The sequence below is a fragment of the Acrocarpospora pleiomorpha genome (assembly GCF_009687885.1).
Lineage (GTDB): Bacteria > Actinomycetota > Actinomycetes > Streptosporangiales > Streptosporangiaceae > Acrocarpospora > Acrocarpospora pleiomorpha.
Genome location: NZ_BLAF01000091.1, coordinates 1 through 22,852 on the forward strand (window position 1 = coordinate 1; position 22,852 = coordinate 22,852).

37 protein-coding genes are annotated in these 22,852 nt (G+C 66.0%); all 37 read left to right on the forward strand.

The window, feature by feature from the left end:
- The first annotated feature begins 417 nt into the window (after window positions 1–417).
- The 37 genes from rpsL (at window position 418) to Aple_RS47050 (ending at window position 22,816) form a co-directional block, all read left to right on the forward strand.
- Window positions 418–792 carry a 30S ribosomal protein S12 gene (rpsL, locus tag Aple_RS46870; RefSeq protein WP_066368942.1) on the forward strand — a complete coding sequence of 125 codons (375 nt, stop codon included), beginning with the start codon at window positions 418–420 and terminating at the stop codon, window positions 790–792.
- Window positions 792–1,262 carry a 30S ribosomal protein S7 gene (rpsG, locus tag Aple_RS46875; protein WP_155351275.1) on the forward strand — a complete coding sequence of 157 codons (471 nt, stop codon included), beginning with the start codon at window positions 792–794 and terminating at the stop codon, window positions 1,260–1,262. Before rpsL ends, rpsG begins: the two co-directional genes overlap by 1 nt.
- A gap of 84 nt (window positions 1,263–1,346) precedes the next feature.
- A complete protein-coding gene (gene fusA, locus Aple_RS46880; RefSeq protein WP_373869717.1) occupies window positions 1,347–3,395 on the forward strand; it encodes an elongation factor G in 2,049 nt (682 codons plus the stop codon).
- Window positions 3,396–3,450: 55 nt separating this feature from the next.
- Complete coding sequence (gene tuf / locus Aple_RS46885) at window positions 3,451–4,644, forward strand: elongation factor Tu (protein ID WP_155351277.1); 1,194 nt, start codon at window positions 3,451–3,453, stop codon at window positions 4,642–4,644.
- Between the two features lie 156 nt (window positions 4,645–4,800).
- Window positions 4,801–5,109, forward strand: a complete 309-nt coding sequence (rpsJ, locus tag Aple_RS46890; protein WP_012887830.1) for a 30S ribosomal protein S10 — start codon at window positions 4,801–4,803, stop codon at window positions 5,107–5,109.
- A 14-nt stretch (window positions 5,110–5,123) separates the two neighbouring features.
- The gene (rplC, locus tag Aple_RS46895) at window positions 5,124–5,777 is read left to right on the forward strand and encodes a 50S ribosomal protein L3 (protein WP_155351278.1); all 654 of its coding nucleotides are present in this window, start codon (window positions 5,124–5,126) and stop codon (window positions 5,775–5,777) included.
- Entirely contained in the window at window positions 5,774–6,424 is a 651-nt protein-coding gene (gene rplD / locus Aple_RS46900; protein ID WP_155351279.1) for a 50S ribosomal protein L4, read from the forward strand. Before rplC ends, rplD begins: the two co-directional genes overlap by 4 nt.
- Entirely contained in the window at window positions 6,424–6,726 is a 303-nt protein-coding gene (gene rplW / locus Aple_RS46905) for a 50S ribosomal protein L23 (RefSeq protein WP_155351280.1), read from the forward strand. Before rplD ends, rplW begins: the two co-directional genes overlap by 1 nt.
- A gap of 84 nt (window positions 6,727–6,810) precedes the next feature.
- Window positions 6,811–7,647, forward strand: coding sequence for a 50S ribosomal protein L2 (gene rplB / locus Aple_RS46910; RefSeq protein WP_155351281.1), 837 nt, complete (start codon window positions 6,811–6,813; stop codon window positions 7,645–7,647).
- Window positions 7,648–7,658: 11 nt separating this feature from the next.
- On the forward strand, window positions 7,659–7,937 hold the full coding sequence (rpsS, locus tag Aple_RS46915; protein ID WP_132617246.1) for a 30S ribosomal protein S19: 279 nt from the start codon (window positions 7,659–7,661) through the stop codon (window positions 7,935–7,937).
- Between the two features lie 28 nt (window positions 7,938–7,965).
- On the forward strand, window positions 7,966–8,319 hold the full coding sequence (gene rplV / locus Aple_RS46920) for a 50S ribosomal protein L22 (protein WP_155336850.1): 354 nt from the start codon (window positions 7,966–7,968) through the stop codon (window positions 8,317–8,319).
- Window positions 8,319–9,191: a 30S ribosomal protein S3 gene (gene rpsC / locus Aple_RS46925; RefSeq protein WP_155351282.1), complete on the forward strand. Its 873-nt coding sequence runs from the start codon at window positions 8,319–8,321 to the stop codon at window positions 9,189–9,191. The genes rplV and rpsC overlap by 1 nt, the downstream gene beginning before the upstream one ends.
- Before the next feature lie 2 nt (window positions 9,192–9,193).
- On the forward strand, window positions 9,194–9,613 hold the full coding sequence (gene rplP, locus Aple_RS46930) for a 50S ribosomal protein L16 (RefSeq protein WP_155351283.1): 420 nt from the start codon (window positions 9,194–9,196) through the stop codon (window positions 9,611–9,613).
- Window positions 9,613–9,849 (forward strand): 50S ribosomal protein L29, encoded by a 237-nt coding sequence (gene rpmC / locus Aple_RS46935; protein ID WP_155336847.1) that lies wholly within the window; start codon window positions 9,613–9,615, stop codon window positions 9,847–9,849. The genes rplP and rpmC overlap by 1 nt, the downstream gene beginning before the upstream one ends.
- Complete coding sequence (gene rpsQ / locus Aple_RS46940; RefSeq protein WP_155351284.1) at window positions 9,842–10,126, forward strand: 30S ribosomal protein S17; 285 nt, start codon at window positions 9,842–9,844, stop codon at window positions 10,124–10,126. The genes rpmC and rpsQ overlap by 8 nt, the downstream gene beginning before the upstream one ends.
- 174 nt (window positions 10,127–10,300) lie before the next feature.
- A complete protein-coding gene (gene rplN / locus Aple_RS46945) occupies window positions 10,301–10,669 on the forward strand; it encodes a 50S ribosomal protein L14 (protein WP_055482781.1) in 369 nt (122 codons plus the stop codon).
- A gap of 12 nt (window positions 10,670–10,681) precedes the next feature.
- Window positions 10,682–11,005: a 50S ribosomal protein L24 gene (gene rplX / locus Aple_RS46950; RefSeq protein WP_155351314.1), complete on the forward strand. Its 324-nt coding sequence runs from the start codon at window positions 10,682–10,684 to the stop codon at window positions 11,003–11,005.
- On the forward strand, window positions 11,005–11,574 hold the full coding sequence (gene rplE, locus Aple_RS46955; RefSeq protein ID WP_155351285.1) for a 50S ribosomal protein L5: 570 nt from the start codon (window positions 11,005–11,007) through the stop codon (window positions 11,572–11,574). Before rplX ends, rplE begins: the two co-directional genes overlap by 1 nt.
- 2 nt (window positions 11,575–11,576) lie before the next feature.
- Window positions 11,577–11,762 carry a type Z 30S ribosomal protein S14 gene (locus Aple_RS46960; RefSeq protein WP_030451489.1) on the forward strand — a complete coding sequence of 62 codons (186 nt, stop codon included), beginning with the start codon at window positions 11,577–11,579 and terminating at the stop codon, window positions 11,760–11,762.
- Window positions 11,763–11,856: 94 nt separating this feature from the next.
- Window positions 11,857–12,255, forward strand: coding sequence for a 30S ribosomal protein S8 (gene rpsH, locus Aple_RS46965; RefSeq protein ID WP_155351286.1), 399 nt, complete (start codon window positions 11,857–11,859; stop codon window positions 12,253–12,255).
- Window positions 12,256–12,273: 18 nt separating this feature from the next.
- Complete coding sequence (rplF, locus tag Aple_RS46970) at window positions 12,274–12,816, forward strand: 50S ribosomal protein L6 (RefSeq protein WP_155351287.1); 543 nt, start codon at window positions 12,274–12,276, stop codon at window positions 12,814–12,816.
- A gap of 1 nt (window position 12,817) precedes the next feature.
- Window positions 12,818–13,195 carry a 50S ribosomal protein L18 gene (gene rplR / locus Aple_RS46975; protein ID WP_155351288.1) on the forward strand — a complete coding sequence of 126 codons (378 nt, stop codon included), beginning with the start codon at window positions 12,818–12,820 and terminating at the stop codon, window positions 13,193–13,195.
- Window positions 13,196–13,235: 40 nt separating this feature from the next.
- Complete coding sequence (gene rpsE / locus Aple_RS46980) at window positions 13,236–13,868, forward strand: 30S ribosomal protein S5 (RefSeq protein WP_155351289.1); 633 nt, start codon at window positions 13,236–13,238, stop codon at window positions 13,866–13,868.
- Between the two features lie 3 nt (window positions 13,869–13,871).
- A complete protein-coding gene (gene rpmD / locus Aple_RS46985) occupies window positions 13,872–14,054 on the forward strand; it encodes a 50S ribosomal protein L30 (protein ID WP_030451484.1) in 183 nt (60 codons plus the stop codon).
- Between the two features lie 2 nt (window positions 14,055–14,056).
- Complete coding sequence (rplO, locus tag Aple_RS46990) at window positions 14,057–14,512, forward strand: 50S ribosomal protein L15 (RefSeq protein WP_155351290.1); 456 nt, start codon at window positions 14,057–14,059, stop codon at window positions 14,510–14,512.
- A 227-nt stretch (window positions 14,513–14,739) separates the two neighbouring features.
- Window positions 14,740–16,053 carry a preprotein translocase subunit SecY gene (gene secY / locus Aple_RS46995; protein ID WP_155351291.1) on the forward strand — a complete coding sequence of 438 codons (1,314 nt, stop codon included), beginning with the start codon at window positions 14,740–14,742 and terminating at the stop codon, window positions 16,051–16,053.
- Entirely contained in the window at window positions 16,053–16,706 is a 654-nt protein-coding gene (locus Aple_RS47000; protein ID WP_155351292.1) for an adenylate kinase, read from the forward strand. Before secY ends, Aple_RS47000 begins: the two co-directional genes overlap by 1 nt.
- Before the next feature lie 108 nt (window positions 16,707–16,814).
- Window positions 16,815–17,630 (forward strand): type I methionyl aminopeptidase, encoded by an 816-nt coding sequence (gene map / locus Aple_RS47005; protein ID WP_155351293.1) that lies wholly within the window; start codon window positions 16,815–16,817, stop codon window positions 17,628–17,630.
- A gap of 64 nt (window positions 17,631–17,694) precedes the next feature.
- Window positions 17,695–18,129, forward strand: a complete 435-nt coding sequence (locus tag Aple_RS47010) for a DUF1707 SHOCT-like domain-containing protein (RefSeq protein WP_155351294.1) — start codon at window positions 17,695–17,697, stop codon at window positions 18,127–18,129.
- Window positions 18,130–18,215: 86 nt separating this feature from the next.
- On the forward strand, window positions 18,216–18,734 hold the full coding sequence (locus Aple_RS47015) for a hypothetical protein (RefSeq protein ID WP_155351295.1): 519 nt from the start codon (window positions 18,216–18,218) through the stop codon (window positions 18,732–18,734).
- A gap of 202 nt (window positions 18,735–18,936) precedes the next feature.
- On the forward strand, window positions 18,937–19,359 hold the full coding sequence (locus Aple_RS47020; RefSeq protein ID WP_155351296.1) for a hypothetical protein: 423 nt from the start codon (window positions 18,937–18,939) through the stop codon (window positions 19,357–19,359).
- A gap of 282 nt (window positions 19,360–19,641) precedes the next feature.
- Window positions 19,642–19,863, forward strand: coding sequence for a translation initiation factor IF-1 (gene infA / locus Aple_RS47025; protein ID WP_030451477.1), 222 nt, complete (start codon window positions 19,642–19,644; stop codon window positions 19,861–19,863).
- Between the two features lie 41 nt (window positions 19,864–19,904).
- Window positions 19,905–20,018 carry a 50S ribosomal protein L36 gene (gene rpmJ / locus Aple_RS47030; protein ID WP_003956441.1) on the forward strand — a complete coding sequence of 38 codons (114 nt, stop codon included), beginning with the start codon at window positions 19,905–19,907 and terminating at the stop codon, window positions 20,016–20,018.
- 212 nt (window positions 20,019–20,230) lie between these two features.
- Window positions 20,231–20,611 (forward strand): 30S ribosomal protein S13, encoded by a 381-nt coding sequence (gene rpsM, locus Aple_RS47035; RefSeq protein WP_155351297.1) that lies wholly within the window; start codon window positions 20,231–20,233, stop codon window positions 20,609–20,611.
- Window positions 20,612–20,644: 33 nt separating this feature from the next.
- A complete protein-coding gene (gene rpsK / locus Aple_RS47040; RefSeq protein ID WP_020542285.1) occupies window positions 20,645–21,049 on the forward strand; it encodes a 30S ribosomal protein S11 in 405 nt (134 codons plus the stop codon).
- An 18-nt stretch (window positions 21,050–21,067) separates the two neighbouring features.
- The gene (gene rpsD, locus Aple_RS47045) at window positions 21,068–21,694 is read left to right on the forward strand and encodes a 30S ribosomal protein S4 (protein WP_155351298.1); all 627 of its coding nucleotides are present in this window, start codon (window positions 21,068–21,070) and stop codon (window positions 21,692–21,694) included.
- A 105-nt stretch (window positions 21,695–21,799) separates the two neighbouring features.
- Window positions 21,800–22,816 carry a DNA-directed RNA polymerase subunit alpha gene (locus tag Aple_RS47050; protein WP_155351299.1) on the forward strand — a complete coding sequence of 339 codons (1,017 nt, stop codon included), beginning with the start codon at window positions 21,800–21,802 and terminating at the stop codon, window positions 22,814–22,816.
- Window positions 22,817–22,852 lie beyond the last annotated feature (36 nt).

The window sequence follows — 22,852 nt, forward strand, 5'->3', positions numbered from 1 at the left end:
GGACAAGAGGGCTGGGTGGGTGGGGGAAGCCCGGTTTGGGGTTTGGGGGAAATGGTCGGGGGAGTCGGATCGTCGGGGTAAACTAGTGGCGGACTCAATATCGGCCTGCGTGGGAAAGGTGGGCCGGGGACCCGGGCACGGGATCCCGATGACCCGCTGATGCGCGGCCGTTTTGACGTGTTGCGTGGAGCTGGGTACTCTTGCTCTTCGTGCCCACTGTTCGTGGGTCTGCACGCGTGCGCGCAGGTCGCGCCGAGTGGCTCTCTCCAAATCCAGCAAGGGTGTAACGCGATCAGATCGCGACACGCCCGACCGCGTGGGTCGGCGGAGAGGGAAAACCAGCAGGTCATGACACCGGCAGCACCTGCGAAAAAGCATGTCACCGTATCACCGGCATAGGCACGAAACGGAGTTGTAGTGCCCACGATTCAGCAGTTGGTCCGCAAGGGCCGGCAGGACAAGGTCACCAAGACCAAGACTCCTGCGCTCAAGGGCAGCCCGCAGCGGCGCGGTGTCTGCACCCGCGTCTACACCACTACCCCGAAGAAGCCGAACTCGGCGCTCCGGAAGGTCGCGCGTGTCCGCCTGACCAACGGCATCGAGGTCACGGCCTACATCCCTGGTGTGGGTCACAACCTGCAGGAGCACTCGATCGTGCTCGTCCGTGGCGGTCGTGTGAAGGACCTCCCCGGCGTTCGCTACAAGATCATCCGCGGCTCGCTCGACACCCAGGGCGTCCGCAACCGCAAGCAGGCTCGCAGCCGCTACGGCGCCAAGAAGGAGAAGAAGTAATGCCTCGCAAGGGTTCTCCTGGGCGTCGTCAGCTCATGTCCGACCCGGTGCACAACTCGCCGCTGGTCACCGCCCTGATCAACAAGGTCCTCCTGGACGGCAAGCGCTCGATCGCCCAGTCGATCGTGTACGGCGCCCTCGAGGGTTGCAAGGATAAGACCGGCAACGACCCGGTCGTCACGCTCAAGCGCGCTCTCGACAACGTCAAGCCGACTCTCGAGGTCCGCAGCCGTCGGGTCGGTGGCGCCACGTACCAGGTTCCGGTCGAGGTGCGCGCGGCGCGCAGCACCACCCTGGCCCTGCGCTGGCTGGTGCAGTACTCCCGCGCCCGCCGTGAGAAGACCATGACCGAGCGCCTCATGAACGAGCTCCTCGACGCCAGCAACGGCCTCGGCGCGAGTGTCAAGAAGCGCGAGGACACCCACAAGATGGCCGAGTCCAACAAGGCCTTCGCTCACTACCGCTGGTAGTCGGGCGCACCACCAAGCAAAGGACGCAGAGAAGTGGCCACCCAACTGGCTCTTGACCTGGCCAAGGTCCGCAACATCGGGATCATGGCCCATATCGACGCGGGCAAGACCACCACGACCGAGCGCATCCTGTTCTACACCGGGATCAACTACAAGATCGGTGAAGTTCATGAGGGCGCTGCCACCATGGACTGGATGGAGCAGGAGCAGGAGCGCGGCATCACCATCACCTCCGCCGCGACGACCTGCGAGTGGCTCGGTCACACCATCAACATCATCGACACGCCGGGGCACGTCGACTTCACCATCGAGGTGGAGCGCTCGCTCCGCGTCCTCGACGGCGCCGTCGCCGTGTTCGACGCTGTCGCGGGTGTCGAGCCGCAGTCGGAGACGGTGTGGCGCCAGGCCGACCGTTACGGCGTGCCACGCATCTGCTTCGTGAACAAGATGGATCGGGTCGGCGCGGAGTTCCACCGCTGTGTCGACATGATGGTCAGCCGGCTCGCGGCCACCCCGGCCGTCATCCAGCTTCCCTGGGGCGTCGAGTCCGACTTCAAGGGCGTCATCGACCTGGTGAAGATGAAGGGCCTGATCTGGAGCGCCGAGGCGGCCAAGGGCGAGATGTACGACGTCGTCGACATCCCGACCGACCACGTCGAGATCGCGCGCGAGTGGCGCGACAAGCTGGTCGAGACCGTGGCCGAGAACGACGACGAGTTGATGGAGCTCTTCCTGGAGGGCATCGAGCCCACCGAGGAGCAGCTGGTCGCGGCGATCCGCCGGGCCACGCTGGCCAGCACCATCAACCCGGTCCTGACCGGCACCGCGTTCAAGAACAAGGGCGTGCAGCCGCTGCTCGACGCGATCGTGGCCTACCTGCCGGCGCCGATCGACCTCCCGGCCTTCCAGGGCCACGCGGTCGGCAAGGAAGACCAGGTCGTCGAGCGTAGGTCGGACGTGAACGAGCCGTTCTCGGCGCTCGCGTTCAAGATCATGAGCGACCAGCACCTGGGCCGCCTCACCTATATCCGGATCTACTCCGGCACCCTGGAGACCGGCACCGCTGTGGTGAACTCGGTCAAGGGCCGCAAGGAGCGGATCGGCAAGATCTACCAGATGCACGCGAACAAGCGCGAGGAGCGCCCGTCCGCGCACGCCGGTCAGATCGTCGCCGTGATGGGCCTCAAGGACACCACCACCGGTGACACCCTGAGCGACCCGGCCCACCCGGTCGTGCTGGAGTCGATGACGTTCCCGGCGCCGGTCATCAGCGTCGCGATCGAGCCCAAGACCAAGAGCGACCAGGAGAAGCTCGGCACCGCGATCCAGCGCCTGGCGGAGGAGGACCCGTCCTTCCAGGTCCGCCGGGACGAGGAGACCGGCCAGACCGTGATCCACGGAATGGGCGAGTTGCACCTGGAGATCCTGGTCGACCGCATGCGCCGCGAGTTCAAGGTCGAGGCGAACGTCGGGCGGCCGCAGGTGGCGTACCGGGAGACCATCCGCCGCAAGGTGGAGAAGGTCGACTACGTGCACAAGAAGCAGACCGGTGGCTCCGGCCAGTTCGCCAAGGTCATCATCGACCTTGAGCCGCTGGGCGAGGGCAACGACGGGTACGAGTTCGAGAACAAGGTCTCCGGTGGCCGCATCCCCCGGGAGTACATCCCGTCGGTGGACGCGGGCGCGCAGCAGGCCGCCGAGTTCGGTGTTCTCGCCGGCTACCCGATGGTAGGCGTGAAGGTCACCCTTCGGGACGGGGCTTTCCACGAAGTGGACTCCTCCGAAATGGCCTTCAAGATGGCCGGCTCGATGGCCTTCAAGGAGGCCGCCCGCAAGGCCGACCCCGTGCTCCTCGAACCGATGATGGCCGTGGAGGTCACCACGCCCGAGGACTACATGGGCGACGTCATCGGCGACCTGAACGGCCGCCGTGGGCAGATCCAGGCCATGGACGAGCGGGCCGGCGCCCGTGTCGTCAAGGCGCTCGTGCCGCTGTCCGAGATGTTCGGGTACGTGGGTGACCTGCGGAGCAAGACGCAGGGCCGGGCGAGCTACAGCATGCAATTCGACTCTTACGCGGAGGTGCCCCCGGGCATCGCCAAGGAGATCGTCGCTAAGGTCCGGGGCGAGTAACCCCAGTCCTTTTGGAAGACGAAAGTCAAGTCAGAAATTCTCTAAGGAGAGACCAGTGGCCAAGGCCAAGTTCGAGCGGAACAAGCCGCACGTGAACATCGGCACCATTGGGCACATCGACCACGGCAAGACCACTCTGACCGCGGCGATCACCAAGGTGCTTCACGACCGTTACCCGCAGCTCAACGAGGCGACCCCGTTCGACAAGATCGACAAGGCGCCCGAGGAGAAGGCGCGTGGCATCACCATCTCGATCGCGCACGTCGAGTACCAGACGGAGAAGCGCCACTACGCGCACGTCGACTGCCCTGGTCACGCCGACTATGTGAAGAACATGATCACGGGTGCCGCGCAGATGGACGGCGCGATCCTGGTGGTCGCCGCGACCGACGGCCCGATGCCGCAGACCAAGGAGCACGTGCTCCTGGCCCGCCAGGTCGGCGTTCCCTACATCGTCGTGGCCCTCAACAAGGCCGACATGGTGGACGACGAGGAGATCCTGGAGCTCGTCGAGCTCGAGGTCCGCGAGCTGCTTTCGGCTCAGGAGTTCCCCGGCGACGACCTGCCCGTGATCCGCGTCTCCGCGCTGAAGGCGCTGGAGGGCGACGCGACCTGGGGCGACTCGATCATCGAGCTGATGACCGCCGTGGACGAGAACGTCCCGCAGCCGGTGCGTGACACCGAGAAGCCGTTCCTGATGCCGATCGAGGACGTGTTCTCGATCACCGGTCGTGGCACCGTCGTCACCGGCCGGATCGAGCGCGGGATCGTCAAGGTCAACGAGACCGTCGACATCATCGGCATCAAGGAGAAGCACACCACGACCACCGTCACCGGTGTCGAGATGTTCCGCAAGCTGCTCGACGAGGGCCAGGCCGGCGACAACGTCGGTCTGCTACTGCGCGGCATCAAGCGCGAGGACGTCGAGCGTGGCCAGTGCATCATCAAGCCGGGCACGACCACCCCGCACACCGAGTTCGAGGCGCAGGTCTACATCCTGTCCAAGGACGAGGGCGGCCGGCACACGCCGTTCTTCAACAACTACCGTCCCCAGTTCTACTTCCGGACGACGGACGTGACCGGCGTGGTGAACCTCCCCGAGGGCACCGAGATGGTCATGCCCGGGGACAACACCGAGATGAACGTCAGCCTCATCCAGCCGATCGCGATGGAGGACGGACTCAAGTTCGCCATCCGCGAAGGTGGCCGCACCGTCGGCGCCGGACGAGTCACGAAGATCATCAAGTAGTACCAGGCGGCCGGGTCCACCAGGACCCGGCCGCACCCCGTGATGCCGCAGTCCCTTCGGAGGAATCCGAAGGAGCTGCCGGATCACGGAAAAAGATAAGCGGCAACCTGCCGCACGTTACTTGTTCAGACGACAGCGAAGGACACCGAGGCCATTATGGCGGGACAGAAGATCCGCATCCGGCTCAAGGCGTATGACCACGAGGTCATCGACAGCTCGGCCAAGAAGATCGTCGAGACGGTGACGCGTACCGGTGCGAAGGTCGCGGGCCCGGTGCCGCTGCCGACCGAGAAGAACGTGTACTGCGTCATCCGTTCGCCGCACAAGTACAAGGACAGCCGCGAGCACTTTGAGATGCGCACGCACAAGCGGCTGATTGACATCATCGACCCGACACCCAAGACCGTCGACTCGCTCATGCGGCTCGACCTGCCCGCGGGTGTCGACATCTCGATCAAGCTCTGAGGGAACGCACTGACATGGCTAAGCAGATCAAGGGCGTCCTGGGCAAGAAGCTCGGCATGACCCAGGTCTTCGACGAGGGCAACCGGATGGTTCCGGTGACCGTCGTCGAGGCCGGTCCGTGCGTGGTGACCAGGGTCCGCACGGAAGAGCGCGACGGCTACGCCGCCGTACAGCTCGGTTACGGGCAGGTCGACCCGCGCAAGGTCAACAAGCCGCTCGGCGACTACCTGCGCAAGCACGACATCACCCCGCGCCGCTTCTTCGTCGAGGTACGCACCGACGACGCCTCCGACTACACCCTGGGCCAGGAAGTCCTCGCGGACACCTTCGAGGCCGGCCAGCACGTCGACGTGACGGGCAAGAGCAAGGGCAAGGGCTTCGCGGGCGTCATGAAGCGCCACAACTTCAAGGGTCTCAGCGCCTCGCACGGCACCCAGCGCAAGCACCGCTCGCCTGGCTCCATCGGCGGTTGCGCCACGCCGGGCCGCGTCTTCAAGGGCGTGCGGATGGCCGGTCGGATGGGCAACGTCCGCACCACCATCCAGAGCCTCAAGGTGCACGCCGTGGACGTCGAGAAGAACCTCATCCTGATCAAGGGTGCGATTCCCGGCGCCAACGGCAGCCTGGTCCTCATCCGTACCGCAGCCAAGAAGGGGGCCGGCAAGTGAGCACGATCGACGTTCTCGACGCCAGTGGCGCCAAGACGGGCAGCAGCGTTGACCTGCCGGAGGACATCTTCGGTGTCAAGGTCAACATTCCGCTGATCCACCAGGTCGTCGTGGCCCAGCTGGCCGCGCGCCGGCAGGGCACGCACGCCACCAAGACCCGCGGCCAGGTCCGCGGCGGTGGCAAGAAGCCGTACCGGCAGAAGGGCACCGGCCGGGCCCGCCAGGGTTCGACCCGGGCGCCGCAGTTCGCCGGCGGTGGCACCGTGCACGGCCCGCAGCCGCGCTCGTACGAGCAGAAGACGCCCAAGAAGATGAAGGCCGCCGCGCTTCGCGGCGCGCTCTCCGACCGCGCGGGCGGCGGCCGGGTGCACGTGGTGAGCGAGCTGGTCACGGGCGAGACGCCCAAGACCAAGACCGCGCTCCAGGCGCTTCGCAAGATCACCGAGGCGCGCAGCGTGCTCGTCGTGGTCGGCGAGGACGACGAGCTCACCTGGCTGAGCCTGCGCAACGCCCCGGAGGTCCACCTGCTGGACGCCGGGCAGCTGAACACCTATGACGTGCTGTGCCACGACGACGTCGTCTTCACGCAGGAGGCGTACGACACGGTGGTGGCGCGGCTCGCGAAGAGCGGGAAGGAAGAGGCCTGATGCAGAAGATCGCCGACCCGCGCGACATCATCATCAAGCCGATCGTCTCTGAGAAGAGCTACGGCCTGATCGACGAGCACAACAAGTACACGTTCCTGGTTCGGCAGGGGGTGAACAAGACGCAGGTGAAGATCGCCATCGAGCAGATTTTCGGGGTCAAGGTGACCAGCGTCAACACCATCAACCGCCAGGGCAAGCGCAAGCGGACCCGGTTCGGTTACGGCCAGCGTCCGGCTACCAAGCGCGCGATCGTGAGCCTGGCCGAAGGCGAGCGTATCGACATCTTCGGCCAGATCGGCTGAGGCTGAAGCTGCACGTCAGCACCGAGGGGGACCGCCAGGTGGCGGACCCCCGTCGGTATGAATCGACAAGGATGAACGAAAAAGATGGGCATCCGTAAATACAAGCCGACGACCCCGGGTCGCCGCGGCGCGAGTGTCTCGGACTTCGCCGAGATCACGCGCAGCACGCCCGAGAAGTCGCTGCTTGCTCCCCTGCACAGCAAGGGCGGCCGCAACGTGCACGGCCGGGTCACGGCCCGGCACCAGGGCGGCGGTCACAAGCGCGCCTACCGGATCATCGATTTCCGCAGGCACGACAAGGACGGGATCCCGGCCAAGGTCGCTCACATCGAGTACGACCCGAACCGCACCTCCCGCATCGCCCTGCTGCACTACGCCGACGGCGAGAAGCGCTACATCCTCGCGCCGACCGGCATCAAGCAGGGTGACCGCATCGAGAACGGCCCCGGCGCCGACATCAAGCCGGGCAACTGCCTGCCGCTGCGCAACATCCCGACCGGTACCTTCATCCACGCGGTGGAGCTCCGCCCGGGCGGCGGCGCCAAGCTGGGCCGCAGCGCCGGCGCGCAGATCCAGCTGCTGGCCAAGGAGGGCACTTACGCCACGCTGCGTATGCCGTCCGGTGAAATGCGCCAGGTCGATGTGCGCTGCCGGGCCTCCGTCGGACAGGTCGGCAACGCCGAGCAGGCCAACATCAACATCGGCAAGGCGGGCCGCAACCGGTGGAAGGGCAAGCGCCCGACCGTCCGCGGTGTCGCCATGAACCCTGTCGACCACCCGCACGGTGGTGGCGAGGGCAAGACCTCCGGTGGTCGCCACCCGGTCAACCCCAAGGGCAAGCCCGAGGGACGGACCCGGCAGGCGAACAAGGCCAGCGACCGGCTGATCATCCGACGTCGGAGCAAGAGGAAGAAGCGGTAGGAGCAGCCGAAATGCCACGTAGCCTTAAGAAGGGTCCCTTCGTGGACGATCACCTTCAGAAGAAGGTCGACGTCCAGAACGAGAAGGGCACCAAGACCGTCATCAAGACGTGGTCGCGGCGCTCCATGATCGTGCCCGACATGCTCGGGCACACGATCGCCGTGCACGACGGCCGCAAGCACGTCCCGGTGTTCATCACCGAGTCGATGATCGGCCACAAGCTCGGGGAGTTCGCGCCTACGCGGACCTTCCGCAGCCACGTCAAGGAAGACCGCCGCAGTCGGCGGTAGCGCCTTCATAAGCAACTAGGAGACAGCGATGGAAGCCAGGGCACAGGCGCGGTACGCGCGCCACACGCCCCGGAAGGCCCGCCGGGTGGTGGACCTCATTCGCGGCCTGCCCGCTTCGGAGGCGCAGGCCGTACTGCAGTTCGCCCCGCAGGCGGCGAGCGAGACCGTGTACAAGGTGCTCTCGTCCGCCATGGCGAACGCCGAGCACAACTTCAAGCTCGACCGTGAGACGCTCGTCGTGAGCCGTGCGTGGGTGGACGAGGGACCGACGCTCAAGCGGTTCCGTCCCCGGGCCCAGGGTCGCGCCTATCGGATCAACAAGCGGACCAGCCACATCACCGTGATCGTGGAGTCCCGCGAGCCGAAGGGGAGGACCCGCTAGTGGGCCAGAAGGTTAACCCGCACGGGTTCCGTCTCGGTATCACGACCGACTTCAAGAGCCGGTGGTACGCCGACAAGCTGTACAAGGCGTACGTGGCCGAGGATGTCTCGATCCGCCGCATGCTGCAGAAGGGCATGGAGCGGGCCGGTATCTCCAAGGTCGAGATCGAGCGGACCACCGACCGCGTCCAGGTCGACATCCACACCGCCCGGCCGGGCATCGTCATCGGCCGTCGCGGCGCGGAGGCCGACCGTATCCGCGGCGACCTGGAGAAGCTGACCAAGAAGCAGGTTCAGCTCAACATCCTCGAGGTGAAGAACCCCGAGATCGACGCGCAGCTGGTCGCGCAGGGCGTGGCCGAGCAGCTCTCCAGCCGGGTCTCGTTCCGCCGCGCGATGCGCAAGGCGATGCAGTCCGCCATGAAGAGCGGCGCCAAGGGCATCCGGGTCCAGTGCTCGGGTCGCCTCGGCGGCGCGGAGATGTCCCGTTCGGAGTTCTACCGCGAGGGCCGCGTGCCCCTGCACACGCTCCGCGCGGACATCGACTACGGCTTCTACGAGGCCAAGACCACCTTCGGCCGGATCGGCGTGAAGGTGTGGATCTACAAGGGTGAGGCCCCGACCTCTCGCGCCGAGCGCGAGGCGGCGGCGGCCGGAGCCCGCGCGGGCCAGCGTCGCGAGCGTGACGACCGTCGCGGTGGTGGCGGTGGTGGCGGTGGCGCCGAGCGTCCTCGTCGCGGTGGTGGCGGTGACCGTCCCCGTCGTGGCGGCGCGGGCGGTGGCCGTACCGAACGCGCACCCCGTACCGAGGCGGCCGCGCAGGCCGCCCCCGAGAGCGGCCCGGCGGAGCAGCCGGGTGCTGAAGGGAGCTGACCATGCTGATCCCGCGCAGGGTCAAGCACCGTAAGCAGCACCGGCCCGACCGTCACGGCGCCGCCAAGGGCGGCACCAGGGTCGTGTTCGGCGAGTTCGGCATTCAGGCGCTGGAGCACTCCTACGTGACCAACCGCCAGATCGAGTCGGCTCGTATCGCCATGACCCGGCACATCCGCCGTGGCGGCAAGGTGTGGATCAACATCTACCCGGACCGCCCGCTCACCAAGAAGCCGGCCGAGACCCGCATGGGTTCCGGTAAGGGTTCGCCGGAGTGGTGGATCGCCAATGTCAAGCCCGGCCGCGTCATGTTCGAGCTGTCTGGTGTCCCCGAGACCATCGCCCGTGAGGCGATGCGCCGGGCGATCCACAAGCTGCCCATGAAGTGCCGGTTTATTAAGCGTGAAGTGGGTGAGGCGTGATGGCTAAGGGCCTGACCGCCGGTGAGCTGCGGGTGGAGGACCAGGAAGCCCTGGTCCAGAAGCTCAAGGAAGCCAAGGAGGAGCTGTTCAACCTCCGCTTCCAGTCGGCGACCGGTCAGTTGGAGAGCCACGGGCGGCTGCGCGCCGTCCGCCGCGAGATCGCCCGTATCTACACCGTGATGCGCGAGCGGGAGCTCGGCATCGTCACGGTCGAGAAGGAGTCGAGCGATGGCTGAAGCAACTGAGAACACCGAGAAGACCACGCGTAACTACCGCAAGACCCGCGAGGGCCTGGTGGTCAGCGACAAGATGGAGAAGACCGTCGTCGTCGCCGTCGAGGACCGCGTGAAGCACCCGCTGTACGGCAAGGTCATCCGCCGTACCACGAAGTACAAGGCGCACGACGAGGCCAACACGGCCGGGGTCGGCGACCGCGTGCTCCTGATGGAGACCCGGCCGCTGTCCGCCACCAAGCGGTGGCGGGTCGTGGAAGTGCTCGAACGCGCCAAGTAACACAGACGCGCCTCGTGGGGGGTGGGCGACCGCCCCCCATGGTGGTGTCCAAGGGGCCTCACGGCCCGCCTGCGGCGACGGTCCCACGTGGACTGGCGCCGGGGGAAAAAGACCACATTGGTTCCGCCAGGCTCATCCCCGGATGAGAACCGGCGAGACACACAGGAGTTAGACGTGATCCAGCAGGAGTCGCGACTCAAGGTCGCCGACAACACGGGTGCCAAGGAGATTCTCTGCATCCGCGTGCTCGGTGGCTCGGGCCGGCGCTACGCGGGGATCGGCGACATCATCGTTGCGACGGTGAAGGACGCCATCCCGGGCGGCGGCGTGAAGAAGGGCGACGTCGTCAAGGCCGTCGTCGTGCGCACCGTCAAGGAGCGCAGGCGGCCGGACGGTTCGTACATCCGCTTCGACGAGAACGCGGCGGTCATCATCAAGGACAGCGGTGACCCCCGGGGCACGCGTATCTTCGGCCCGGTGGGCCGCGAGCTGCGTGACAAGAAGTTCATGCGCATCATCTCGCTCGCGCCGGAGGTGCTGTAAATGGCGAAGTCGCTGCATGTGAAGAAGGGCGACCTGGTTCAGGTCATCGCCGGCAAGGACAAGGGCGCCAAGGGCCGGGTGATCGTCGCGCTGCCGCGCGAGGACCGCGTGGTGGTCGAGGGCGTCAACATGATCAAGAAGCACTCCAAGGTGACCAACAACGGTCCGCGTGGCGCCCGCGAGGGCGGCGTGACCACCCTGGAGGCTCCCATCCACGTGAGCAACGTGAAGAAGCTCAAGGATGAGGAAAAGGATCACGACGTCAAGGATCATGAGGAGAAGCCCGCCAAGGAGTCGGCCAAGAAGGCCGCGGACGAGACGGGTGAGGACGACTGATGACTGCCCAGACGGAAGAGCGGGTCGCCCCGCGCCTCAAGCAGCGCTACCGCGAGGAGATCGTGGCGCAGCTGCGCGAGCAGTTCGGCATCGAGAACATCATGCTGGTGCCCGGCGTCACCAAGATCAAGGTGAACATGGGCGTCGGCGAGGCCGCGCGTGACTCCAAGCTCATCGAGGGCGCGGTCCGCGACCTCACCGCGATCACCGGCCAGAAGCCGGCCGTGGTCCGGGCCCGCAAGTCCATCGCGCAGTTCAAGCTGCGTGAGGGCATGCCCATCGGCGCGCACGTGACGCTGCGCGGCGACCGCATGTGGGAGTTCCTGGACCGGCTGCTGTCGCTGGCGCTGCCCCGTATCCGGGACTTCCGCGGCCTGTCGCCCAAGCAGTTCGACGGTCACGGCAACTACACCTTCGGTCTCACCGAGCAGGTCATGTTCCACGAGATCGACCAGGACAAGGTCGACCGCCAGCGCGGCATGGACATCACCGTGGTGACCACGGCGACCAACGACGAACAGGGCCGGGCGCTGCTGAAGCTCCTCGGCTTCCCCTTCAAGGAGGCCTGATCATGGCGAAGACGTCGCTGAAGGTCAAGGCAGCGCGTAAGCAGAAGTTCGAGGTCCGCGCGTACACTCGGTGTTCGCGGTGCGGACGCCCGCGTGCGGTCTACCGGAAGTTCGGCCTGTGCCGAGTCTGCTTCCGCGAGATGGCGCACCGGGGCGAGCTGCCCGGTATCACGAAGTCCAGCTGGTAAAGACCAGAGTCATATTCACCGGGCGTTCCTTTCGAACGCCCACGACCACACCGTAGGTCCCACCGGGAAACCGCGGTGAGGAAGGCCGCCGGCCATGACGATGACCGACCCGATCGCAGACATGCTCACGCGTCTGCGCAACGCGAACTCGGCGTATCACGAAACCGTGAGCATGCCGTATTCGAAGATCAAGGCGCACATCGCCGAGATCCTCCAGCAGGAGGGTTACATCCAGGCCTGGACCGTCGAGGACGCCAAGGTTGGAAAGAACCTCGTGGTGGAGCTCAAGTTCGGGCCGACCAGGGAGCGCTCGCTCTCGGGCATCCGCCGGGTTTCCAAGCCCGGCCTGCGGGTCTACGCAAAGAAGGACAACCTGCCTCGGGTGCTGGGCGGGCTCGGCGTCGCGATCATCTCGACGTCGGGCGGGCTCATGACCGACAAGCAGGCCGGCAAGCGCGGAGTGGGCGGGGAAGTCCTCGCCTACGTTTGGTAAGAGGGGAGTAACCACAGCATGTCGCGAATCGGACGGCTGCCCATCCCCGTACCGAGCGGTGTCGAGATCGCCATCGACGGCCGGGATGTCCAGGTCAAGGGCCCGAAGGGCACGCTTTCACACACGGTCGCCGAGCCCATCGAGGTCGCGCGCGCCGAGGACGGCACCATCGCCGTCACCCGTCCCAACGACGAGAACAAGGTCCGCGCGCTGCACGGCCTGTCTCGGACCCTGATCGCCAACATGGTGAGCGGGGTCACCCAGGGATACACCAAGACGCTGGAGATCGTCGGCGTGGGTTACCGCGTTCAGGCCAAGGGCCCGACGCAGCTGGAGTTCGCACTGGGCTTCAGCCACCCCGTCATCGTCGACGCTCCGGAGGGTGTCACCTTCCGGGTCGAGCGCCCCACGCTTTTCCACGTGGACGGCATCGACAAGCAGAAGGTCGGCGAGGTCGCCGCGAACATCCGCAAGCTGCGCAAGCCCGACCCGTACAAGGGCAAGGGCGTGCGCTACCAGGGCGAAGTTATCCGCCGCAAGGTCGGAAAGGCTGGTAAGTAAAATGGCCGCGAAGTACGGCAAGCACACCGCCGCTCGCGCCATTTCGCGAGCCCGTCGCCACCGTCGCGTGCGCAAGAAGGTCGTCGGGACCGTCGAGCGTCCGCGTCTGGTCGTCAACCGGTCCACCCGGCACATGTTCGTGCAGATCGTGGACGACACCGCCGGTCACACGCTGGTGAGCGCGTCCACCATGGACGCCTCGCTCCGTACGGCCGAGGGCGACAAGACCGAGAAGGCCAAGCAGGTCGGCGCGCTCCTCGCTCAGCGGGCCAAGGCCGCCGGGATCTCCGCCGTGGTCTTCGACCGCGGTGGCAACCGCTACGCGGGCCGCCTTGCGGCGCTCGCGGACAGCGCCCGTGAAGGCGGGTTGGACTTCTGATGACCACCCGTCTTATGAGCAATGAGAAGAGGAACCACTGATGGCTGGAGCTCCGCGTCGCGGTGCCGGCGGCGGTGGCGAGCGGCGGGAACGTCGTGACGATCGCCGCGGTGGCGCCCAGGACAAGGGCGTCTCTTACATCGAGCGCGTCGTGAAGATCAACCGAGTGGCCAAGGTCGTCAAGGGTGGCCGGCGCTTCAGCTTCACCGCGCTGGTCATCGTCGGCGACGGCAACGGCCTCGTCGGGGTCGGCTACGGCAAGGCCAAGGAGGTGCCCGCGGCGATCGCCAAGGGCGTCGAGGAGGCCAAGAAGCACTTCTTCAAGGTGCCGCGCATCCAGGGCACCATCCCGCACACCGTGCAGGGCGAGGACGCTGCGGGCGTCGTGCTCCTGCGGCCGGCCTCGCCCGGTACCGGTGTGATCGCGGGTGGCCCGGTGCGCGCGGTGCTGGAGTGCGCCGGGATCCACGACGTGCTGTCCAAGTCGCTCGGCTCGGACAACCCGATCAACATCGTGCACGCCACCGTGGCGGCGCTGAAGGGCCTGTCCCGGCCCGAGGAGATCGCGGCCCGCCGCGGTCTGCCGATCGAGGACGTCGCCCCCAAGGCGATGCTCAAGGCGCGCGCCGAGGGTCTCGCCGAGGCCGCCGCGGCGGCGAAGGCGGTGAGCTAGTCGATGGCTCGTCTGAAGATCACCCAGACCCGGTCGAAGATCGGTGGCAAGCAGAACCAGCGGGACTCGCTGCGCTCGCTGGGCCTGAAGCGCATCGGCGATGTCGTCGTCAAGGAGGACCGGCCCGAGATTCGCGGGATGGTCGCCGTGGTGACGCACCTCGTCGAGGTTGAAGAGGTCGACTAGTCATGACTGATAACGCACCGCTCAAGCCGCACGACCTGCGTCCGGCCCCGGGCGCCCACAAGGCCAAGGTCCGCAAGGGCCGCGGCGAGGGCTCCAAGGGCAAGACCGCCGGTCGCGGCACCAAGGGCACCAAGTCCCGGACGAACGTCCCGCTCGGCTTCGAAGGTGGCCAGGTTCCGCTCCAGCGGCGGCTGCCGAAGCTGAAGGGCTTCTCCAACTCCCTGTTCAAGACGACCTACCAGGTCGTCAACCTGGACCGGCTCGGCGAGCTGTTCCCCGCCGGCGGCGACGTCACGGTGGACACGCTGGTCGAGGCGGGCGCGGTTCGCAAGAACCAGCTCGTCAAGGTGCTGGGAACCGGCGACATCTCTGTGGCGTTGAACGTGCAGGCGCACGCCTTCTCCGCCAGCGCCAAGGAGAAGATCGCTGCCGCCGGTGGCTCCGTCACGGAGCTGTAAAATGCGAGCTCATGCCGACTTCTGAGATAGCTGTCGGCAGATGCATCACGAGGCGCGGGGGCTCGGAATGAGTCTCCGCGCCCGTAGTGCGTTAGAGTTCGCTGGACAGTGGGGTTCGCTCGCTGCCCACACGTACAGTTTGTGCAGTTCGTACTTGAAGACCTGACTGATGGACGACCCCCGGACCATCGCTGACCGTAACGCGTCTTAGGCGCGCAGGAGGGACCGTGCTAACCGCTCTCACCCGGGCATTCCGTACTCCGGACCTGCGCAAGAAGTTGCTCTTTACCTTGGGCATCATCGCGTTGTTCCGACTTGGCTCGGTGCTTCCGACCCCCGGTGTCAACGCTGAAAACGTCCGTACGGCCCTTGAACAGGCGCAGGCGGGTGAACTGGGCAACATCTATGGGATGGTGCAGCTGTTCAGCGGCGGTGCGCTGCTGAAACTTTCGGTGTTCGCGCTCGGCATCATGCCGTACATCACCGCGAGCATCATCCTGCAGCTGCTCACCGTCGTCATTCCCCGGCTGGAAGCCCTGAAGAAGGAGGGGCAGGCGGGTACCGCGAAGATCACGCAGTACACGCGTTACCTCACCATCGGGCTGGCCGTGCTCCAGTCGACGGCTTTCGTGGCGCTGGCCCGATCCGGGCAGCTGTTCCAGAACAGCGCTGATCTTCCCGTTCTCCTGAACGACGACATCTTCACCGTCGTCACCATGGTCATCACCATGACCGCGGGCACCGCCGTCATCATGTGGCTGGGCGAGCTGATCACCGACCGCGGTGTCGGCAACGGCATGTCCATCCTGATCTTCACCCAGATCATCGCGGTCTTCCCGTCCGAGTTGATGAACATCTTCCGGACCAAGGGCGCGTTCACGTTCGTCATCGTGATGGTCGTCGGCGTCTTCATGGTCGCCGCGGTGGTCTTCGTCGAGCAGGCGCAGCGCCGCATCCCGGTGCAGTACGCCAAGCGTATGGTCGGCCGCAGGATGTACGGCGGGACCTCGACCTACATCCCGCTCAAGGTCAACCAGGCCGGCATCATCCCGGTCATCTTCGCCTCCTCGTTGCTCTACCTGCCGCAGCTGGTCGTCACGCTGTTCGCCAACAGCACCACGCCCAACGTGGTGGTGGAGTGGATCGCGCAGAACCTCGCCACGGGCGACACGCCCATCTACATGGCGACGTTCTTCCTCTTGATCGTCTTCTTCACCTACTTCTATGTGTCGATTACCTTCAACCCCGTTGAAGTGTCCGACAACATGAAGAAGTACGGTGGGTTCATTCCGGGCATCCGTCCGGGCCGGCCGACCGCTGAGTACCTGAACTACGTGCTCACCCGGTTGACCGCGCCAGGTTCGTTGTATCTGGGCGTGATCTCCATGGTCCCGATCTTCGCACTGGCGCTGGCCGGGGCGAGCCAGAACTTCCCGTTCGGAGGAACCAGCATTCTGATCATGGTGGGTGTGGGCCTGGACACGGTCAAGCAGATCGAGAGCCAGCTCCAGCAGCGTAATTACGAGGGCTTCCTGAGATAGTGCGCGTCGTCCTGGTCGGGCCCCCCGGAGCGGGCAAGGGGACGCAGGCCCAGTTCATCGCATCGCATCTGTCGATCCCGAAAATCTCGACAGGTGACATTTTCCGCGCCAACGTCTCTGGGGGCACGGAGCTTGGCAAGCTCGCCAAGGGATTCATGGATCGCGGGGACCTGGTCCCCGACGAGGTGACGATCGCGATGGTTCGCGACCGGCTGGCTGAGAACGACGCGCAGGCGGGTTTCCTGCTCGACGGCTTCCCTCGGAACGTGGCCCAAGCCGAGGTGCTCAAGAAGATGCTGGCCGACTTCGGCATCGGGCTCGACCTGGTGCTGGAGTTGGTGGTCGACGACGACGAGGTGGTCCGCCGGCTGGCGGGTCGCCGTACCTGCCGGTCCTGCGGCAAGGTGTGGCACGTGGACTTCGATCCGCCGAAGGTGGACGGGATCTGCGACGCCTGCGGCGGCGAGCTGTTCCAGCGCGATGACGATCGTGAGGAGACCATCAGGCACCGGCTGGAGGTCTACCAGGAGCAGACCGCTCCTTTAATCAGCTTCTATGCCGACGAGGGCATTCTGCGCGGGGTGGACGCGACCGGTCCGGTCGAGGAGGTCACCCAGCGGGCGATGTCGGAGCTTCGCCGGTTCCTCGATTAGGCGTTGGGCCGGCCCAACCGATGACCGAGAACGCCACCCCATACCGTGGGGTGGCGTTCGGTCATTTTGCGGGAACATTCACGAAAACCACCCCAGGGGGTGCTGTAGGTGTTGAAGAAGAACAGGCACGGGATCCAGATCAAGACGCCGGAGCAGCTGCGCGGCATGCGCGCCGCCGGTCTGGTCGTGGGTCGCACGCTCGAACTGCTGCGTGAGTCCGTGGAGCCGGGCATGACGCCGCTGGATCTGGACGTCATCGCCGAGAAGGCGATCAGGGACGAGGGCGCCGTGCCGTCCTTCAAGGGCTACCAGGGCTTTCCCGCGACCATCTGCGCCTCGGTGAACGCCGAGGTGGTGCACGGCATCCCGAGCCGGGCGCGCGAGCTGCGGGCCGGGGACATCATCTCGATCGACTGCGGGGCCATCCTGGACGGCTGGCACGGGGACGCGGCGATCACGGTGCCGGTGGGCCCGGCGGAGGAGCTGGATCCGAAGCTGACCGAGCTGATGCGGGTCACCGAGGAGGCCATGTGGCGCGGAATCAGCGCGTTGCGGGCTGGGGGGTATCTGTCCGACATCGGCCATCAGATCGAGCGTTACGCGCGCTCTCAGGGCCGCTACGGGATCCCGCACGAGTACGGCGGGCACGGGATCGGGACCGAGATGCACATGGATCCGTGGGTGGCCAATCATGGGCGTCCCGGGCGGGGGCCGCGGCTGGAGGTCGGCATGTGCCTGGCCATCGAGCCGATGCTCAATCTGGGCACGGACAAGACGCGGGTGCTGGCCGATGACTGGACGGTGGTGACGCTGGACGGGAAGGCGTCGGCGCATTTCGAGCACAGTGTGGCGGTGACCGAGAGTGGGCCGTGGGTGCTGACGGCGCTGGATGGCGGGGAGTCCCGGTTGGGGCCGCGCGAATGAGGGCCGCGGTGGGCGGCGTTCGCCGTACATAATGGGATTTATTACGCAGAGCGAGGAGATGGCTATGGTGGCTAGCCCCGAGATGCGGGCCTCCGATGGCGATCGGGAGCGGGTCGCGGCCGCGCTGCGCGAGCACATGGTCGATGGCCGCCTCGATGTGGACGAGTTCAACGAGCGGCTGGAGCAGGTCTACAAGAGCCGCACGTACGGCGAGCTGGCCAGGGTGACGTCGGATCTGCCCGCGACGGACCTGAATACGCTGCCGGCCACTAAACCCCAGCCGAAGCCGAGCAAGGACCCGAAGAAGGCGCGGGATGAACTGCGCGCGAACTGGGCGATCTGGGCCATGGCCAGCTCGATCAACTGGGTGATCTGGCTGATCGTGAGCACCACCTCGGATGGGTCCGTGTATCCGTGGCCGCTGTGGGTGATGGGTCCGTGGGGCGTGGTTCTGCTGATCGGCACGCTTTCCCAGGCTGCGGGTGGCAATCGGCGGTAGCCATCCTGAATGTGCCGTTGTGCACCCTCGGGGGGTTATGCGTATTCGTCCACAGAACGAACGCTTGATGCTTCATAACGTGAGCGATGTCCGGAGATGAGCAGCATCCCGGAGTGGTCTCCCTGGAGGACATCGTGCGAAACATTCGCAGCATCATGGTCGGCACCGCGCTCGCCGGCGCACTCGCCGCCGGCGCCCTGGCCGCCCCCGCGGCCAACGCGGCCGCCGCTCCCGCTGCCGCCGCCTCGGCGTCGGCCCCCTCGAAGCACTTCTTCGGCAACTTCTACTCCAAGTGGCACCCGAGCGAGGACGACGACTTCGGTCACCGCTCCTACTTCAAGGGCTACTGGTACAAGAAGGACGGCTACTACTGGTTCTACGGCGACCTGTACGACCGTGACCGGGACAACGAGTACTCCTACGTGTGGTACCGGTACCACGACGGCAGTGGCTACCACGAGAAGTACTTCGGCAAGTCCAAGGGCCACCTGAAGTTCAACAAGTTCGCCAAGTTCAAGTCCGGCAAGTTCGACGACTTCGACATCAAGGTCTGCGAGGGCGACAGCCGCTTCGAGGACTGCGGGAGCTGGGGCGACGCTTTCTAGAGCGCTCTGGACTCGGTCTGAGTCGTGTGTGACGGGGGGTAATCCCTAAATCCAGCGGGGCCCGTAAATCTCGGGACGGGCCCCGCTTTCCGCATGTCTGGATGTTTCTCCCACCGACCTGTTAGACAGACTCTTTGCCGCTTCCGCGCCCTCGCTCGGTTCGTCACCGGGTAGATGATCTCCATCGAGCCAGGGGAGGGACATGTCCGGATATTTCGCGCCAGCTGTCCTGGCCGCGGCGCTGGCGTTTCCGGCCGCCATCCCGGACACCCGGCATGTCACGATCTCGCCTGGTTCTGCCGCGCCCGGTGGCACCGTTCAGGTCGCCACGTCCAGTTGCTCCAGTGCGGCCCCCAGCGTGACCGCCACCTCCTCGGCGTTCGCCGCTTACACCACGCTGACCCGGTCCGGGTCCGGGTGGTACGGCACGGCCAAGCTCAGCCCGTACTCGGCCAGCGGTCTGAAAACCGTGTACGTCTACTGCGCGGGCGGCCCCTTCACGGGTGAGTTCACCGTTGGGGCGACGGGGTCCAGGGGCGCTGGCCGGGTGCCTTGGCTGCTTGGCGCTGTCCTCGCGCTCGGCGGCGTGGTGGCGGTCGTGGTGCGCAGGCGCCGTAGGCCCTGAACCACCGTGCAGATCACGGGGCGGGCGGAGGTCGAGGGTGGGTACGGGTAGGTCGTGGACTGAGGTAGTCTGTTAGACGGCTGTGTACTGGCTCCGCAGAACACGAGGGAATGCGCGATCGTTTCGCTTTCCTCGGCGGGTTGTCGTACACTCCTTTGTCGGTTCACTATGACCTTTTGCGCAAGGCGGCCTGGCTGGCTGCCGCTCTCTGGAAGCGCGGAAAGGTCGCGGCTGATTAGTGTTCCGAAGCCTCAGACGACCGATCAGTGAAACGCGAGGGACATGGCCAAGAAAGACGGCGCCATCGAGATCGAGGGCACTGTGGTTGAGTCGCTCCCGAACGCGATGTTCAGGGTGCAACTTGACAACGGCCATAAGGTCCTGGCCCACATCAGCGGGAGGATGCGGATGCACTACATCCGAATTCTTCCTGACGACCGGGTTGTCGTCGAACTGAGCCCCTACGACCTGACTCGTGGGCGGATCGTCTACCGGTACAAGTAGGTCACCCGCCCGGGTGACCGTCTGAGGAACGAATAAGGACTATGAAGGTCAAGCCGAGCGTCAAGAAGATCTGTGACAAGTGCAAGGTGATTCGCCGGCACGGTCGCGTCATGGTGATCTGCGACAACCTGCGCCACAAGCAGCGCCAGGGCTAGTCGCGGAAACGGCCCTCATGAGTCCGCCCAGGGTGGCGGACTCGACGCATGTGGGCTGAAAAGTAAACGCGCGTCACACTCGCGTAGGCGTCCTCTTCAGGAGGGCGAACCGCGCGGGCGACCCCCGGTCGGAGGCCGGGGCCCTCACCCCGGGCATGGGGAGGGGAAGTGAGGCGCAGGACCTCCGCCCAAACGAAGGAGAATGCCCGACCATGGCTCGCCTGGTTGGCGTCGACCTCCCCCGCGACAAGCGGCTGGAGATCGCTCTCACCTACATTTTCGGAATCGGTCGCACCCGCGCCCTGGAGATCCTCAAGGCCACCGGCGTCAGCGGTGACCTGCGCGTGCACCAGCTCAGCGACGCCGAGCTCGTGCCCATGCGTGACTACATCGAGGCGAACTTCAAGATCGAGGGCGACCTCCGCCGCGAAGTTCAGGCGGACATCCGTCGCAAGATCGAGATCGGCTGTTACCAGGGCATCCGGCACCGCAAGGGCCTGCCTGTCCACGGTCAGCGGACGCAGACGAACGCGCGTACCCGCAAGGGCAAGAAGAAGACCGTGGCCGGCAAGAAGAAGCCGGGCAAGAAGTAGTCCTTACAGCCACATTCCAGGAGATAGCGCTAAATGCCGCCGAAGAGCCGCCAGGGCGCACCGAAGAAGGTGCGCCGCAAGGAAAAGAAGAACGTCGCTCACGGGCACGCCCACATCAAGAGCACGTTCAACAACACGATCGTTTCGATCACCGACCCGAACGGGAACGTGATCTCCTGGGCCAGCGCCGGCCACGTCGGGTTCAAGGGCTCCCGCAAGTCCACCCCGTTCGCCGCGCAGATGGCTGCCGAGAACGCCGCCCGCCGGGCCATGGAGCACGGCATGCGCAAGGTCGACGTCTTCGTGAAGGGCCCCGGCTCCGGCCGGGAGACCGCGATCCGCTCGCTGCAGGCGACCGGGCTCGAGGTCGGGTCCATCCAGGACGTGACCCCGGTTCCGCACAACGGTTGCCGTCCGCCGAAGCGCCGCCGCGTCTGACCAGGAGATTAGAGAACAATGGCTCGTTACACGGGTGCGGACTGCAAGCTCTGCCGTCGGGAGAAGACCAAGCTCTTCCTCAAGGGTAAGAAGTGCGAGTCCGCGAAATGCCCCATCGAGATCCGCCCTTACCCGCCGGGTGAGCACGGCCGAGGCCGTCCCAAGGAGTCGGAGTACCAGCTCCAGCTCCGGGAGAAGCAGAAGACCCGCCGCATCTACGGCATCCTCGAGCGGCAGTTCCGCAATTACTACGAGGAAGCCAACCGCAAGTCCGGCAAGACCGGCGAGAACCTCCTCCAGATCCTGGAGAGCCGTCTCGACAACGTGGTCTACCGCGCCGGTTTCGCGGAGTCCCGCGACGCCGCCCGCCAGCAGGTCCGCCACGGGCACGTGCTGGTGAACGGCAAGAAGGTCGACATCCCGTCGTACCGCGTGCGCGAGCACGACATCGTCGAGGTGCGGGAGAAGTCGCGCAACCTGCTGCCGTACGAGGTGGCTCGGGCCACCGCCGGGGACAAGACCGTTCCGGCGTGGCTGGGGGTCTCTTCGGAGGCCATGCGCATCCTCGTGCACCAGCTCCCGGTTCGCCAGCAGATCGACACGCTGGTCCAGGAGCAGCTCATCGTCGAGCTTTACTCCAAGTAAGGCTTGTCTTTGCCGCACGACCCACGCATCCCGGGTCGTGCGGCATCATGGTTGTAGGCGAGTGGCGTCAAATAGCGGGCGTCGCCGTGAAAGAGGAGAAAACGCATGCTTATCGCACAGCGTCCCAGCCTCGTCGAGGAGTCCCTCGAAGAGCACCGCTCCAAGTTCGTGATCGAGCCGCTGGAGCCGGGCTTCGGCTACACCATCGGCAACTCGGTCCGCCGCACGCTGCTGTCGTCCATTCCGGGCGCGGCCGTCACGAGCATCCGCATCGAGGGCGTGCTGCACGAGTTCTCCACCGTCCCCGGGGTCAAGGAGGATGTCACCGACATCATCCTGAACCTGAAGGCGCTGGTCGTCTCGTCCGAGCATGACGAGCCGGTGGTCATGTACCTGCGCAAGCAGGGCCCTGGCGAGGTCACCGCCGCCGACATCGCGCCTCCGGCCGGTGTCGAGGTGCACAACCCCGACCTGCACATCGCCACGCTGAACGGCAAGGCGAAGCTGGAGATGGAGCTGACCGTCGAGCGCGGTCGCGGCTACGTCTCCGCCGCGCAGAACAAGCAGCCGGGCCAGGAGATCGGGCGCATCCCGATCGACTCGATCTACTCCCCGGTCCTCAAGGTCACCTACAAGGTCGAGGCGACCCGTGTCGAGCAGCGCACGGACTTCGACCGCCTGATCCTCGACGTCGAGACCAAGCCGTGCATGAAGCCCCGCGACGCGGTGGCCTCGGCCGGTAAGACCCTCGTCGAGCTCTTCGGCCTGGCCCGCGAGCTCAACGTCGAGGCCGAGGGCATCGACATCGGCCCGTCGCCGACCGACGCGGCCCTGGCCGCCGACCTGGCGCTGCCGATCGAGGAGCTGAACCTGACGGTCCGCTCCTACAACTGCCTCAAGCGCGAGGGCATCCACACCGTGGGTGAGCTCGTGGCGCGCAGCGAGCAGGACCTGCTCGACATAAGGAACTTCGGTGCCAAGTCCATCGAAGAGGTCAAGCAGAAGCTGCACGAGATGGGCCTCGCCCTCAAGGACTCCCCGCCCGGATTCGACCCCACCGCGGTCGCCGGCGGTGGGTACGACGATGAGGACGGCGGCTTCATCGAGACCGAGCAGTACTAGAAATTCACGTAACGACCGGTTAGCCGGTCGGCCCGA